Source organism: Paenibacillus zeisoli, assembly GCF_003994465.1.
Classification (GTDB): Bacteria; Bacillota; Bacilli; order Paenibacillales; family Paenibacillaceae; genus Fontibacillus; species Fontibacillus zeisoli.
Window position 1 is genome coordinate 482,457 of the sequence record NZ_RZNX01000001.1, and the last position, 15,642, is coordinate 498,098.

At 42.3% G+C, this 15,642-nt stretch carries 16 protein-coding genes; 4 read left to right on the forward strand and 12 right to left on the reverse strand.

The annotated features are described in order from the left end of the window. Window positions 1–63: 63 nt before the first annotated feature. On the forward strand, window positions 64–1,287 hold the full coding sequence (locus tag EJP77_RS02240; protein WP_127198270.1) for a cysteine desulfurase: 1,224 nt from the start codon (window positions 64–66) through the stop codon (window positions 1,285–1,287). Between the two features lies 1 nt (window position 1,288). Beyond that, window positions 1,289–2,014, forward strand: a complete 726-nt coding sequence (locus tag EJP77_RS02245; protein WP_127197546.1) for a type 1 glutamine amidotransferase — start codon at window positions 1,289–1,291, stop codon at window positions 2,012–2,014. Window positions 2,015–3,141: 1,127 nt separating this feature from the next. Here EJP77_RS02245 and EJP77_RS02250 read toward each other — a convergent pair. Both EJP77_RS02250 and EJP77_RS02255 read right to left on the reverse strand, forming a co-directional pair. Further along, window positions 3,142–3,672, reverse strand: coding sequence for a hypothetical protein (locus EJP77_RS02250; protein WP_127197547.1), 531 nt, complete (start codon window positions 3,670–3,672; stop codon window positions 3,142–3,144). A gap of 27 nt (window positions 3,673–3,699) precedes the next feature. After that, a complete protein-coding gene (locus EJP77_RS02255; RefSeq protein WP_127197548.1) occupies window positions 3,700–5,037 on the reverse strand; it encodes a hypothetical protein in 1,338 nt (445 codons plus the stop codon). A 377-nt stretch (window positions 5,038–5,414) separates the two neighbouring features. Between EJP77_RS02255 and EJP77_RS02260 the strand changes: the two genes are divergently transcribed. After that, a complete protein-coding gene (locus tag EJP77_RS02260; protein WP_127197549.1) occupies window positions 5,415–6,326 on the forward strand; it encodes an oxidoreductase in 912 nt (303 codons plus the stop codon). Window positions 6,327–6,357: 31 nt separating this feature from the next. Next, entirely contained in the window at window positions 6,358–7,275 is a 918-nt protein-coding gene (locus tag EJP77_RS02265; protein ID WP_127197550.1) for a helix-turn-helix domain-containing protein, read from the forward strand. 76 nt (window positions 7,276–7,351) lie between these two features. Here the strand turns inward: EJP77_RS02265 and EJP77_RS02270 are convergent, their stop codons facing one another. From EJP77_RS02270 to selD, 10 genes are all read right to left on the reverse strand, one after another. Further along, window positions 7,352–9,007: a CoA-disulfide reductase gene (locus EJP77_RS02270; RefSeq protein WP_127197551.1), complete on the reverse strand. Its 1,656-nt coding sequence runs from the start codon at window positions 9,005–9,007 to the stop codon at window positions 7,352–7,354. 26 nt (window positions 9,008–9,033) lie between these two features. Further along, window positions 9,034–9,405, reverse strand: a complete 372-nt coding sequence (locus EJP77_RS02275; protein ID WP_127197552.1) for a rhodanese-like domain-containing protein — start codon at window positions 9,403–9,405, stop codon at window positions 9,034–9,036. A 32-nt stretch (window positions 9,406–9,437) separates the two neighbouring features. Then, window positions 9,438–9,755 carry a rhodanese-like domain-containing protein gene (locus tag EJP77_RS02280; protein WP_127197553.1) on the reverse strand — a complete coding sequence of 106 codons (318 nt, stop codon included), beginning with the start codon at window positions 9,753–9,755 and terminating at the stop codon, window positions 9,438–9,440. Between the two features lie 18 nt (window positions 9,756–9,773). Beyond that, on the reverse strand, window positions 9,774–10,562 hold the full coding sequence (locus EJP77_RS02285) for a sulfite exporter TauE/SafE family protein (RefSeq protein WP_127197554.1): 789 nt from the start codon (window positions 10,560–10,562) through the stop codon (window positions 9,774–9,776). A 33-nt stretch (window positions 10,563–10,595) separates the two neighbouring features. Continuing rightward, a complete protein-coding gene (locus tag EJP77_RS02290; protein WP_127197555.1) occupies window positions 10,596–10,823 on the reverse strand; it encodes a sulfurtransferase TusA family protein in 228 nt (75 codons plus the stop codon). A gap of 16 nt (window positions 10,824–10,839) precedes the next feature. Then, on the reverse strand, window positions 10,840–11,988 hold the full coding sequence (locus EJP77_RS02295) for an MBL fold metallo-hydrolase (protein ID WP_127197556.1): 1,149 nt from the start codon (window positions 11,986–11,988) through the stop codon (window positions 10,840–10,842). Window positions 11,989–12,006: 18 nt separating this feature from the next. Next, window positions 12,007–12,402 carry a DsrE/DsrF/DrsH-like family protein gene (locus EJP77_RS02300; RefSeq protein ID WP_127197557.1) on the reverse strand — a complete coding sequence of 132 codons (396 nt, stop codon included), beginning with the start codon at window positions 12,400–12,402 and terminating at the stop codon, window positions 12,007–12,009. Window positions 12,403–12,426: 24 nt separating this feature from the next. Continuing rightward, the gene (locus EJP77_RS02305) at window positions 12,427–13,008 is read right to left on the reverse strand and encodes a sulfurtransferase TusA family protein (protein WP_127197558.1); all 582 of its coding nucleotides are present in this window, start codon (window positions 13,006–13,008) and stop codon (window positions 12,427–12,429) included. A gap of 307 nt (window positions 13,009–13,315) precedes the next feature. Further along, complete coding sequence (mnmH, locus tag EJP77_RS02310; protein ID WP_127197559.1) at window positions 13,316–14,353, reverse strand: tRNA 2-selenouridine(34) synthase MnmH; 1,038 nt, start codon at window positions 14,351–14,353, stop codon at window positions 13,316–13,318. Between the two features lie 63 nt (window positions 14,354–14,416). Beyond that, on the reverse strand, window positions 14,417–15,469 hold the full coding sequence (gene selD / locus EJP77_RS02315; protein WP_127197560.1) for a selenide, water dikinase SelD: 1,053 nt from the start codon (window positions 15,467–15,469) through the stop codon (window positions 14,417–14,419). Window positions 15,470–15,642 lie beyond the last annotated feature (173 nt).

Consider the following 15,642-nt stretch of genomic DNA (forward strand, 5'->3'; position numbering starts at 1 on the left):
TATCGAAAGGACGATCAGCGCTTATCAAGCATTGATTAGGATCAGCAATAAGGGGTGATCATTCTGGATACTTCTAATATAAGAAAACTGTTCCCCATATTGGGCCAAAAAGTTAACGGTCATCCGCTCACCTACCTAGATAGCGCAGCATCGGCTCAAAAACCGATTCAGGTCATTGAGACCTTGAAACACTATTATGAACGAGATAACGCGAACGTCCATCGAGGGGTTCACACGTTAGGTTCGCGCGCAACAGATGCTTATGAAGGAGCGCGGGCGAAAGCAGCTCGTTTTATCCATGCAGAACGGGCTCTGGAAATTATTTTTACGCGGGGGACAACTTCATCAATAAACCTTGTGGCCAGCAGTTATGCACGAGCGGTATGCAAAGAGGGCGATGAGATTGTCGTCTCCGCTATGGAGCACCACAGCAATCTCCTTCCGTGGCAGCAAGCAGCAAAGGCGACAGGTGCAGTGTTGAAATATATACCGTTGCAAGCCGATGGGACATTTTCGATCGAAGCGGCGGAAAAAACGATCACAGATCGCACGAAAGTCGTATCTGTTTCACATATTTCCAATGTATTGGGTGTTACCAATCCAGTGAAGCAAATCGCGGCAATCGCCCATAAGCATGGGGCAGTCGTCATGGTAGATGGGGCTCAAAGTATTCCTCATATCAAGGTGGATGTGCAAGAGCTGGATTGCGATTTTTATGCCTTCTCGGGACATAAAATGTGCGGGCCAACCGGCATCGGAGTGTTATACGGAAAAAGAGCTTATCTCGAGCAAATGGAGCCGATCGAATTTGGTGGAGAAATGATCGATTATGTCGGTCTACACGACTCATCCTGGAAGGAGCTGCCGTGGAAATTCGAAGGGGGGACGCCAATTATCGCGGGAGCAATTGGCTTGGGTGCGGCCATTGATTTTCTTGAACAAATCGGATTGGATGTCATCGAAGCGCATGACAAGCAATTAACCAGCTATGCGGTAGAACGAATGAAACAAATCGATCATTTAACGATGTATGGAACGGAGGAAGGTCGGTTTGGCTTGGTGACGTTTAATTTGGACACGATCCATCCGCATGATCTGGCTACGGTACTGGACACATATGGCGTAGCGATTCGTGCCGGGCATCATTGCTGTCAACCGTTGATGAAACATTTTGGAGCCAGTGCTACGGCCCGTGCCAGCTTTTATTTATATAATACGGAAGAGGATGTAGAGCAGCTTCTACTTGCACTGAACAAAACGAAAAAATACTTTAGGGAAGTGGAATAATATGAGAATTCATTACTTGCAGCATGTTCCATTCGAATCGCCTGAACGAATATCGGATTGGGTTAAGGACAAAGGCTATGAGTTAACGGGCACTTTATTATACGAAAGCACGCATTTCCCACTTCAGTCGGAGTTCGATATGCTCGTCATTCTGGGCGGCCCGATGGGGGTTTACGATGAGGAGAAGTTTCCATGGCTGGTTCACGAGAAGGCATTTATTAAAGAAACAATCCGGCAGTCGAAGATGGTACTCGGCATATGCTTGGGCGCACAACTGATTGCTGAAGCGCTTGGCGGAAAAGTATACAGAAATCAGTACAAGGAGATTGGCTGGCATCCTGTAAAAATGACGGAAGAGTCTCAGAACTCTGTAGTTTTTAAACAGTTTCCACAGGAGTATGTTCCTTTTCACTGGCATGGAGATACGTTTGAATTACCTGATGAAGTTAAGACGGCTGCAATCAGTCTTGGCTGCGCTAATCAGGCGTTCGAATACAACGGCCACGTGATCGGGCTGCAATTTCACCTGGAGAGCAGCAATGACAGCATCTTAAAGCTGATTGAACACTGCGGCGATGAAATTGAACCAGGCACGTATGTCCAACTTCCGGATCAAATGATGGATCAGACGTCTTACCTGGCTCATTCGAATACCATTTTGGTCCATTTACTCGATACATTGGATAAGAACAATCGGGCTCCTAATAAGGGGCAAGATTTGGTTTGAAAACAAGCAGCTGGTCCAATGGGTGATTAATAATACGTATAGAACTGATATAACTGAATCGCTGAAAATATTGTCCGCGCAAGCGGACTTTTTGTTACTAATGGGACCATTACAAGGGACACATCGTTGAAGAGATCAAGGTTACCCAGAACCTCAGAAAACAAAAAAGTTCTTACGCCGACAGAGGTTTAAATTGCAGGATGTACAATAGAGAGAACAATTTGTGATATGATTTAAAGCAGAAAGTAAAGAGAGGTTTATCTAAGAAAGTTTAGACAATTATCAAGTCATCATCAAGCTAAGTAAGGAGATTTAACTATGAGTGAAAATAAACATAAGAAGAATAAAAAATTCCCATTTCAGAAGACAGTGTTGGGACTTGTGGTTTATACAGTGTTATATTTTACTGTAATATCTCTAGTACATAAGGAATTCTCTTGGGTAGTTTTATAGTGGCAGGTGTGGCTGGTTATATCTGTCTGACTCTGGATAATATAAAATTTCGAGTAATAGCTAAGTTAAAAGCAAAACAAAATAATGAAGAGGAATAGAAAAAAACACTCATAAAAAATGTGGGTGGTGGGAAAAGAGTTGTTCAAACTTCCATGACATATGTACAAAATACGGGTTTTGTGAAAAAGTATTGACGATTCACTATTGCACAACTTTATGGCCTAGTTTCCCATTCAAGCAATGTTTTTTGTTCAGGTGCTTCTTCGATAATCAAGCCATTTACCTAATATCTTTTTTAGCTTCTCTGCTCCCGGCTTATTAATAACGGTTACCACGTAGGAATTTATCCCTTTGTGACTTTCTTTTGTTTCGGGGTTATAAGTAGGTAACCAGTCCAAGAAGTCCGTCATGTAGTGAATAATCTCATCAGACACTTCAGACTTTTCAGCCCATGAAGAAAATAAAAAAGCCGCATTTTATGCGACTTCCGTTTTACAGATGTTCTTGTCCCTCGATATCGTAAAATAAACTAACTGTTCTTTATTGCACCTTTACGGATTACCCGTACTTATTCACAGTCAAATCCTCAATATTAATACCTGCTAATTCAGATAAAACCGCTCTTAGCGCGGATTTCAAAAGGCGCTTGAAAAGCGCTGTCAACTAAGCGAAGATCAGAATGTTCTCAAAAAATCATATTGCTTATAATTCGCTTTAATATAATCATTTGATCCAGATGACCACAAAATAAAGTCTCCCATATCAATTTTATAAAAAGTTTTTACCGTTGATGTATCTTTCTCCGTTAAAATAACCTCATTTTTCCCTAAGATACTCTTTCCATCATAATAAATTAATAAATTATTTAAAGAATCCTTTTCTTCCTGGCTCATTTCTTTCATTTTGCTCATTTTAAAATAATAGCCGTTTACGTCTTTATCTTTACCATAACTTCTTTCAACAACCATCAAATAAGGCTCATCATTTTCCGATTTAATTAAATACCCGTATAAAGATGGAGAGGATACATTGATAAGATTCGAACTAAAGGTACCGAGTTCCTCAATGTTTTCAGAATGAGTCAGTGAACGTATTGAATAATTAGAAGGTTCAGGAGGTTTTTTAGTAAAATCATATACTAAAAAACCTCCAATAATTAAAAATATGACTAAACAAATGGTGAATATCCCTCTAAAATCTTTCAATCTATTTCTCCTTCCGCTCTAACACCCCTAGTTTTTCTTAATAGCAGTCCAATAAGGGGTATTTCCAAGTGATGGAATATACATAAAAGCATCAGTTGCAGTAACAGCCCAATGATCATTAACACGAATAAAACTTGTGGTTCCTGAAGTTTTAACTAGAGTTGTGTTATCTGTAACAGTAGCATCGTATTTAAGAATACCTTTAACTGTCAATGTATGATTAGGATAAGGATCCTGATTTAAACTTAAGTAAATAGGCCCATAATTTACAAGCATCCTTCTAATATTGTCATAGCCATCAGCAAAAAAATAATTTTCCTCATCATCAGATGTATCTTGATTGCCAAGTTTTAGAGACTCAACTGCCACTTTAAATAATTGATTATTATCATTAAACATTACACCATTATCAGGCTTATTAAAATAAGTTGAATTAATCATTGCATTATAAGCGATCTTTTTTTGTGCATTAGTTAAACTTGGATAATAATAACTCATAATTTCAATAGTTGCTACAATTGCACAGTCATTCGAATAACTTTCTGTAATAAAAGGCAAGTTGCTCTGATTTAATTCAGGAACATTTAAAATAATATTTTCAACTGTTGCTAAACTGGTAACTGTTTTATTACGTATTGCCCAATATTTTTTATAGAATGTTATTGGTTCTGTAATATAACTACTTGTGCTCCCATCGTTAGTGGAGCCAGTTAAAAAACTTTCAGCAATCTCCTGTTTTGTTTTCTCGTCTAATGTGGAGATAATTGAATTATCAGAAACATAACTCTGATTATTTAAATTTTTTTTATTGCGCTTATATTCTTCTTTTACTGTTGCTAATTCAAAACCTTTCTTATTACCATCCACCACTTTATTATCTTTAACACCAAAATGTTCTTGACCATTAACATAAAGGAGATCGTTCTCTACTAAATAACTATCATTTATAGCACCATATGAGAACTGTTTAAGTTGGCCTGAAGCAATATCAACTATTACATATCCCCCATTTTTAAAGGTAACCATTGCTTCAATTAATTGATTATCTAGGTCATAAACAGGAACTACTCTTTTTACTTTAAACTTACCTTGTTTTATTTCATTAGTCCACTCTTCTCCCGACCCAGCATTCACAAGGGTCATTACATTTATTATTGCTGCCGAGGTTGCATCAAGCAACTCCTCAGATTCTCCTTCACTTAAATTGTTAATAGCTTTGTTAGGCAAGAGCTGTTTTAAAGATTTAAGAGAATTGACTTTTATACTTGTACTCGATGTAACTCCCTCTGCTGCAAAGGATGAAACAGGTGAAATACTCATTAGCAAAGAACTCGCTATCAAACTAATTAGCAATTTGGATTTCATAAAATCACTCTTTTCATATATTTTATAATTATTCTTAATTATAGATTATTTTACAAATAATTACTATGCTTTTAAAGGGAGTCTTAAAATAGTATATTTCAGCGAACTCTTACTTTTGCTTCAAAAGCTAATTTATGTGATATTCAGTATTCCTGATCCCGATCGATCCTCAAAGTCAGCTTCCTTTGTGATTTTTTGTTCAAAAGTCCTTTTCCATTTAAACAACTCACTCGTAAAAAAAATCACCTTCAGCTAGTATAGCGCTACTCTCTCCTCATTCTTACTACAACTATCAGGGATTTGGCTATCATGGTGTTTAGTTAATTCCTATATAATATTGCTATAAGAAGTCGAATAACAAACCAGGAGGTTATTAGATGGATCAAAGCGGATGGAAATCTGAAAGGATTACGAGTCAAGATGGGAAAATAATTATTATTACAGGCGCTAACAGTGGGCTTGGACTTGAGGCCTCTTCTATTTTGAGTGCAAAAGGTGCAAAAGTTATCATGGCAGTTCGTAATCTTGCAAAGGGAAATGATGCAGTTTCAAAGACATTACATAAGAATAAAAATGCAGATGTGGAATTGATGCAATTAGACTTGTCTGATTTCAACTCCATTCATAGGTTTTCGGAAGAATTTCATGCTAAGTATTCAAAATTAAATGTTTTGATCAACAATGCTGGTATTATGTATCCTAAAGCCCGCGAAATAACAAAGCAAGGTTTCGAAACCCACTTGGGTACGAACCATTTGGGACACTTTTTATTGACTGGATTGGTTCTGGACTTACTCAAGAACACACCTCATTCCAGAGTGGTTACCCAGAGCAGCGCTCTCCATAAGTATGGCGGCGATATTCATTTGGATGACCTGAACTTGGAAAAGAATTATGATAAAGCCAAGGCGTATGCACAAAGTAAATTAGCTAATCTGTTATTTACATATGAATTAGATCGGCGTTTCAAAAAGCATAAACTAAACTGCATTTCTGTAGCAGCACACCCTGGGTATACGGCTACAAGTCTTCAAAGGTCACAAGGCCTGCTCGTGGCACTTGCCAACCAATTCATTGCACAAAAGATTGAAATGGGCACTTTACCCGTTTTGAGAGCATCGACAGAAGATGGCTTAGCAGGAGCTGAGTATTTTGGACCAACGAAATGGTTTGAGATCCGCGGCTATCCTGAACAAGTGAATTCAAGTGATAAATCCTACGACACCGAGCTGGCTAAGAAACTTTGGGATGTTTCTGAGACACTGGTAGGTTTCAAGTACAATTTCTAAATTAGCGCAGTTTGAAAATGGAGATAATAATATGTACAATGATAAATTCCAAACTATAAATATAGGATCTATTTCAGAACTCCATCAAGTACTTGGTATTCAGAAGCCGGAACATCCTTTGATTAGTGTTATTAATATAGAGAACATTCCACCTACCCACTATGAATCCATACGAATATCGTTTGACCTCTATAATATTTCCTTTAAAAAAAATGTAAAAAACAAAATCAGATATGGCCAAAACTATTATGATTTTGACGAAGGTCTGATGGCCTTAATGTCACCCGGACAGATCGTGTATATCGATAACATTGATATTTCTGAAGCTGCAGGTTGGTGGTTATTTTTCCATCCCGATTTTATTAGGAACTACCCGCTTGGTAAAAAGATTAAAGATTATGGCTTCTTCTCATACGAAGTCAATGAGGCTTTACATCTATCCGATCACGAGGAACACATGATTGTGGACATAATGAATCATATCCAGAGGGAATACCATTCGCCAATAGATAGGTACAGTCAGGATGTGATGGTCTCCCATCTTGATGTGCTGCTCAATTACACCAATCGATTCTATAACAGACAGTTTATCACTCGTCAGACGGCGAGCCTGGATCTGTTGGTCACAATTGACGACCTGCTAACTGAATATTTTAACGGGGAATTAGTGCAGCAAATAGGACTACCAACGGTTCATTATCTCTCCAGCCAACTAAATGTATCTCCAAACTATTTAAGCGATATGCTGCGAAAAGTTACGGGACAGAGCGCCCAGAAGCACATTCACAATAAGCTTATTGAGAAGGCAAAAGATTACTTGGTAACGTCAACCCTATCGGTTAGTGAAATTGCATACCTTATGGGATTTGAACACCCTCAATCTTTTAGTAAGCTTTTTAAAAGCAAGACCCATCGATCTCCCTTAGATTATAGGAACTCGTTTAATTGACCTTATGCCTCCCTCCAACTTAACAAGAAAAGAACGAAAGGATCTTGAGAACCTTTCGTTCCTTTTTGTGACTGTCTTATTCAGCTGGCCTGAACTTTGACATGGAATAGCTTTTGTAGCCACCTGTTATGTTCTTTATCTGGAAACCTTTTTGTCCAAGAATCCTTGAAGCTATATATCCTCTCATCCCTACTGCACAGTAAGCGTATATCTCCTTGTTATGATCCAGTTCCCCATGTCTTGACCGAAGCTCGTCGACTGGAATGTGCAGGGCTCCTTCCATATGCCCTTGGTCGTACTCCGCTTTAGTCCTAACATCCAATAGAATCTGCTGGCTGGGATCGAAGTTCTCTAAATCTTTGAGCGTCGCTACCTCGCTCCGTCCGCTTAATACATTCTGCGCCAAATAACCTGCCATGTTGACCGGGTCTTTAGCAGATGAGAACGGTGGCGCATACGTAAGTTCTAACTCTGCAAGATCATCTACTGTACCCTTCAGACGAAGAACGGTGGCAATAACGTCGATTCGCTTATCTACCCCTTCCTGACCAAATGCTTGTGCCCCGAGGATCTTTCCCTCTTCGTTAAATAAGAGCTTCAGTGCAATCGGTGTTGCTCCGGGATAATAAGTTGCGTGGGAACTCGGGTGAACATAGACCGAACGATACGGAATATTTGCTTTCGCAAGTGTTCGTTCGTTGCTTCCTGTACTCGCACCCGTCAGGTCGAAAATCTTGATAATGGCGGTCCCCTGCGTTCCTTTGTAGACGGATGGAAGTCCGCAAATGTGATCGGCTGCGATTCGGCCCTGCTTGTTGGCCGGTCCAGCTAGTGGAATCGCCGTTTGTTGTCCGGACACATAGTCTGTGATCTCCACGGCATCCCCAACTGCATATACGCCATCACAGTTCGTCTGCATCGCTTCATTCACCAAGATATGACCTTTCGGCCCAAGCTTAATTCCTGACTCTTTCAAAAAGCCGGAATCAGGCACTACTCCAATAGCGAGGATGACCATATCCCCATGAATTTCCCTTCCGCTTTCCATAGCAACGGTAATTCCTCGGTCCTGCTCTGAGAACGATTTAACGCCGTCTCCAAGAAGAAGGCGAACCCCGTTGTCTTGGAGTTCCTTCTCAGCGAAAGTTACCATATCCGAATCAAAGGGTGCCAGAATATGCGGAGCTGCTTCTACCATAGTCACTTCAAGTCCCCGGTGCCGAAGGTTCTCTGCCATTTCTACGCCGATATAACCGCCGCCTATGACAATCACACTTTGGATACCTTCCCGGTCAACCTGAGCTTTAATACGATCTGTATCCGGAACATTTCGAAGTGTAAAGATTAAGCTGCTATCCATCCCTGGGATCGGAGGTCTCAGCGGCTTTGCACCCGGAGACAAGATCAAGTAATCGTAGCTCTCCTGGTAGATGCCCTTCTCTTTGCTGTTAATGGTAACCTTCTTGTCTCTAGTGTTGATGCTTGTAACTTCACTATGAACACGAACATCGATGTTGAACCGAGCTTTCATGCTCTCCGGAGTCTGCACCATCAGCTTGGAGCGGTCATGTATAGTCTCTCCAATGTAATAGGGTAGACCACAGTTCGCAAAAGATATGTGAGCATCCCGTTCAAACATGATAATTTCCGCATTTTCGTCAAGGCGTCGAAGCCTGGCAGCAGCCGATGCACCGCCGGCAACACCGCCAACGATAAGAACTTTCTTTTTCATTGGAGTCACCCTTCTAATGTTGATGCTTAATTTTTGGTTGGACCGTTCCAGGACATCATTCCGCCCTTTAGCTCCGCGATATTGGCATAACCGTTTCGCCCTAGGATCTTGGCGGCTTGTCTGCTCCGCATTCCACTTTGACAATAGAGATATACCGTATAATCTTTGGAGATCTCCTCCATGCGCTGCTGAAGCTGGCTGAGCGGGATATTTACGGCTCCCTTAATATGGCCCCGCTTATATTCATGAATCTCCCGAATATCAATGACTTTGCTGCCATTCGATTCACTTATGAATTGCTCTGCGGATAAGGAACGCAGTCCTTTCACAGAAGCAAACTGTCTGTACAGCATCCACAGAAAGAATAACAATAGGACAAGATAAAAACCGTAATTCATTTACCCTTCACCTGCCGAATATTTATTAACAATCAATCTCGAACCAGAGCGCTGTTCCATTCATTTAATCCACCTGTCATGTTAACCACCTTAAAACCTCTTTCATGCAGCAGTTCACATGCAAGTCCGCTGCGATTTCCACTGCGGCACATTACTATAATCTCCTGTTCAGAGTCTAATTCCGTGAGTCGCTCGATCAACTGGCTAACCGGAATATGTTTGGCACCTTCAACGTGTCCCTCTGACCATTCTGTCAGCTCGCGGACATCCAATAGATTCAGTGCTTTGCCCTGCTGTAATTGCTTGGCTACTTCTTGCGGTGGAATAGCTTTAGGAATTTGGAATGCCATTTATAATCTCTCCTTAGTTCATAATATCGAGGACCAAACCTTTACAGCGGTTAGGGAAATTAATATTACCAAGCCATATCTAAGCAGCTTTACATTTATCTTGGCACTTATCCTTGAGCCCAATGGGGCTCCAATCAAACTTCCTATCACGGTGAATATAGTGGGCCATACCGGAACGGCTCCACCTGTTATTTTGCCAACTACTCCACCGATGGCTGATATAAAGACAATAGCAAGTGATGAAGCGATGGTTGTACGGGTTGGAATATGAAGCACGGTGAGCATAATCGGAATTAGAATAAAAGCACCTCCAGCCCCGACAATACCGGAGACAATCCCAACGAGAAATGCAGAAATGATGGCTACCACGGTTCTGAATCGAAGATCCTTACCATTCTCCTCCGAACCTTGGCCGGGAAGCAGCATGAGAATCACGGCAATAACCGCTAAGACTCCGTAAATCAGATTAATCGTGTTCTCCTTCAGCAATCCGGATACGAGCCCTCCAATCAAGCTGCTGACCAAGATGCTGCTTCCCATATAGAGAACGAGTCTTTTATTAACTAAGGATGGGGCAGCTTTACTCTTTTTACGGAAGGCTAGTACACCAGCAAGTGAAGCAAAAAAAACCTGAAACATACTGATCGATGATACTTCATGTGCACTAAATTCGGCTGCTCCCAATAGAGATGGCACATATAGCAGCAGAGGATAGTTAATGATGGCTCCTCCAATCCCGAGCAAGCCCGAAAAGAAAGAGCCGATCAGGCCAAGTATGATCATAACGAACATTAGCAAGGGATCCATAATCTACGTCCCTTCTATATGAATTGGAAATCCCTACACTTTTTTTACGAAAAATTTATACACACCGTTGTCTTCTTCGTGTTTCACGAGTTCGTGATTCGTCTGCTTTACCCAGGCTTGAAAATCGCTCACTGAACCTTTGTCAGTCGAATGCACTTCCATTACTTGACCGGGTTCAAGTCCGTTTAGTGCTTTTTTAGCTTTGACGATAGGCATTGGGCATGCCAAACCTTTAGTATCTACTACAATATCTGTCTTCATAGAGTGAAGCCTCCTCTTATTTATCGTGAACAGCGCAGCGATTCGGACCCATCTCCATATCACGCTGTTCTTCCACGCTTGGTGTTATTTTTCCCATATTGGTTTGACGGATTTCCTGATAGGCGTTCGGCTGAGGGGGCAGATTTTCAGTAATGACACGGCGGAATTCATCCTCCTGCTTAATGTTCAAGCCAGGATTATTGTGATACAGATCCGCGAGCTTCGCCATAACCCTGCCGTCATCACCCAGCTCAGTTACTTTCCCGAAGTGGGCTGGAAGAACAATTAGATCCGGCGAAAGTACTTGGTAACGGTTATAGAGCGTATTCCGCAAATCTTCTACCCAATCCTCCGCCTTGCCGGCCAGATCAGGGCGTCCAATGGATTCTATGAACAGGATGTCCCCTGTAAGCAAGTACTGATCATCAATGATAAAAGAAGTGCTTCCGATTGTATGTCCTGGTGAGTAGATCGGCTGAATCCGAATGGTCGTAGTCCCTACGGAAATATCATGGCCTTCTTCCAGCTTTTCATAGTCGAATGTCACTTCATCTGCATCCTTTGGCGGGAGCCAATAAGTTGCGCCTGTTCTGACCGCCAGTGTACGACCGCCTGAGATATGATCAGCGTGCAGGTGCGTATCAAGTGTGTGTTTAATTTGAGCTCCATGCTCTTTGGCAAATTGCTCAAAAACATCGGTCATCCGAAGTGTATCTATTACAGCTGCTTCCCCACTGGAGACTACCATGTAGGACAGGCAACCTTTGCCGATTCGTACAAACTGATACAAGGCTCCGCCGTGATGAAGCTCTCCGATCTTGACGGGTTCCAGATGCTCACTCCAGGCTTTCATACCGCCTTCCAGATAATGCACGTTAGTTCGTCCAGCCTCGGCGATCTGCTCAGCAACAAATTTGGATGAACCTTCTTTTGCACATACGACAAGCAGTTGAGTACCCTCCGGAATTTGCTCCAGAGCCTCATCCACGCCATCCAAAAGATTGAAGTAAGGAATATTGATGATATCTATACTTTCCCCTTCGATTTTCCAATCGCTAAAATCGCTTTCGTTGCGCACATCCAGAATAAACAGCTTTTCTTTGGCCAAAACGATTCGAGTCAGTTCTCTAGCTGTCATGATATCCAAATCAGCTGTTGAGTTCATTGTAATTTACTCCCTCCTTTAGAACGTCAAACTAACGTTCGCATCCTTTGCAAAATCCAGAAAAGTCACGGCACCGCCAACTTCGATTCCATCGATAAAGTCTTCTTTCTTCAGATTCATCACATCCATCGTCATCTGACAGGCAATGATCTTCACACCGAGCTCCTGCGCCATTTCAACAAGTTGGGGAATGGATGGGATATTCGCTTTCTTGAAGCCCTCCGCAAAATGTTCTGCACCTGCTGGGAGAGGTAGACTATGATGGGCCTGCTTGTGGATCAGATTCAATCCTTCGAAGGTGAAGAAAATGGCTACCTCAGCATCTGTTGCTGCTGAAGCAGTTGCGATGTTGAACACTTTATAGGCATCAAACAGACCCCCATTACTTGCAATAATTGCTACTTTCGTACTCATGTGAATGACCTCCGTATATTAGTATTATTTAGAATTATCTTGCTCTGTCGGCCCCGTCCAGCCTGTCATGCCTGTCTCCACGTTCTTTACTTTCTTGAAGCCTTTCTCGGTAAGCAGCTGGCAAGCTAGGTCGCTGCGGCTGCCTGTTCGGCAGATGACAAAGATCTCATCATCTGGGTTTAGCTCCTTTATACGATCCTCCAGCTCTCCAAGAGGAATGGATATGGCACCTTTAATCCGGTTGAAAGCATATTCCGCAGGCTCACGTACATCAATTAAAGTAATCTTGCCTTCCCCTGTCATCTTCGTCGCCAGCTCTTCATGACATATGGTATAAGGGTGTTGTTTCTCTTCCTTTGTTTCACTGAGTTTGGATTTGCGGATGTAATGTTTAAGCAGATTCCCTTCCTCAACCGTCCCTAGATAATGATGACCTGTATTCTTGGCCCAACCTTGCATGTCTGCAAGAGAACCTTTATCCGTAGCTTGAACTTCAATCACATGACCAGCTTTTAACTGGTCTATTGCTTTTTTTGTTCTCACAATCGGCATAGGACATGCCAGTCCTTTACAATCAAGCGTCACATTGGCTCTAATCTCCGGCAACACAAGAACCTCCCTAGAAAATAATTATTAATGTTAATCTGCCCGGCAACGGGTTATCTTACGGCTAATGGATCTCAATGAATTAAAAGATGTTAGGGATAATTTCGTGTTATACGTATACCCCTATAGGTATATTATAAGCTGTCCGTTCCTTTGTCAACATCTGATCGGTAATGCTCTTCTAATACATGGCCAGCAGTTGGCTCATGTGCTTACTGCTATACGCAAAAACCCCTCCGGTCAACAGTATGGGCTCACTATGAAATGAGCTCTATCCTACTGTCTTTCCAGAGGGGTTAAGGTTTGTCTATATATTTTGGGCAGCCAAATATTTAATCACTGCATCTTCGGCTTCGTCCAAGTTGTTCACGGTAAAAGTTACCTTGCTGCCTTCTTCATACTGCTGCGAGGTATAGTCATATTTCGGATCGTAATAATACTCCAGCATCAGCCTCACTGCATCGGCGAATTGATCAGCATGTAAGCATCGGTCAATCTCCGCTGCAATCGGTACATGAATACGTGACTTAATCCTTTGAAATGAAGCAATATACTGGGCTTTGAACTGCTCTGGCTGATAATCCTGCAAAATTTGCTGAACTCTCGCTTCAATCGGCATTTCGATCCAGATCTGTGTTCCGGTCTCCTTCTCATGAGCCAGGAAATTCGGCATAACCACCTTGCCAATTCGCTTGCTTTCGGCTTCGAACAGCACATAAGGTGAGTCGTTCAGCCGAATAAGCTCCTCAAGCAGCAGACTATCAAAGGTCTTCTGGTTGTTCGATTTAAGACCGATATGTCCAAATATGGAACCCCGGTGTCCTGCCAGTCCCTCCAGATCGAGCACCGGATAACTTTTGTTCTTAAGACGGTGAAGCAGGTTGGTTTTGCCGGTTCCGGTATTTCCATGGATCACAAATGATTTTGGCTTAAAATCAAAGGACTCAAGCTCATCCATTACCCATTTGCGATAAGCTTTATATCCGCCTTCCAGTCGGTAAGCATGAATGTCCATCAATGAAAGAACCGTAGCGGTAGTACGGCTGCGCATACCTCCACGCCAGCAGAATACGGCCTTGTCTCCCTCAATTGCTCCAAATTCTTTAATAAAACTTGGCAGCTTGGACGAAATAATCTGAAGTCCACGATCTTTCGCGGCTTGAACGCTAGTCTGCTTGTATAAAGTACCTACCTCAGCCCGTTCCTCATCATTGAAAAAAGGAATATTCAGACTATCCGGATATGTGGAATCTTCATATTCAGAAGGTGAACGCACATCGATAACCGTCAGTTGTTTCTTTGTCTTAAGCTCTCTTAACTGCTCTAATGTAATATCCTGAAACACTGTTACTCCCACCTCTTATTCTTCGCTGCTTAATTCAGGACTTAGGGTACGTCCTTGGCAGATTCATGCAGTTACTTTGATTTGACCCGGATGATCCTCAGTGACTTCTCCAATTAATGAAGCCTCTACTCCTGCGGAGATAAGCTCGCCCAGCAGTGCATCACTTTCTTCTGCGGCAACAGAGATCAAGAGACCGCCGGAAGTAACAGCATCACAAAGAATATAACGGTCAATCTGATCCATGTGCTCAGGATACAGAATGCTGCCTTCCAGATGAGCGAAGTTATTCTTGGTTCCGCCAGGTACGAAGCCGTTCTCAGCAAGCTCTCTAACCCTCGGCAGCACAGGAACTGCTTCTTTGTGAATGAGGAGACCAAGATTGCTGCCCTTAGCCATTTCAGAGGCATGTCCCAGCAGACCGAAGCCCGTTACATCGGTACAAGCATGGACCTGGTAGGGTTCCATAATTTCTGCTGCAGTCTTGTTCAGCGTAGACATAACGGAGACTAGCCGCGCGGTCTCATCTTCGGATAACTGGTCTTTCTTGATCGATGTTGTCAGGACGCCCACCCCAATGGGTTTCGTCAGGATCAGCTTGTCTCCAGCCCGCGCTCCAGCATTCGTTCTTACTTTGTCTGGGTGAACAGTCCCGGTTACGGATAGACCGAACTTTGGCTCTTTATCATCAATGGAATGCCCGCCAACTAGCGTTGCACCGGCTTCCTTCACTTTATCACCTGCGCCGCGCAAGATATCCGCAAGAATGCTTTTATCCAGAACGGAAATAGGAAAAGCTACAATATTAAGAACAGTCAGCGGCTTTCCGCCCATGGCATAAATATCACTGAGTGCATTTGCAGCCGCAATTTGACCGAATGAATAAGGATCGTCCACAATCGGCGTGAAGAAATCCAGAGTCTGCACCAAGGCAAGATCCTCCGTGAGTTGGTATACTCCCGCGTCATCACTCGTATCGGTTCCGACTAACAAATTCGGATTGGGCACAGCGGGCGGCAGTGTACGAAGAACCTGCGCCAAATCGGCGGGACCAATTTTGCATCCACAACCTCCTTTGGAGGATAGTGAGGTTAACTTTATATTACCAGCTTGAGACATAATGAACTCAGCTCCTTAATCAAATTAATAATTTAGGTAAAACACCGATCATACAATACCATTTATTTTACACCAAACATCAACTATTGTACAAAAAACAAGTTACTTTATATATCTCTCATGCTATAATTGTAACCTTATTAATAACTTCAACCTGGAGGTCATTCAGACTT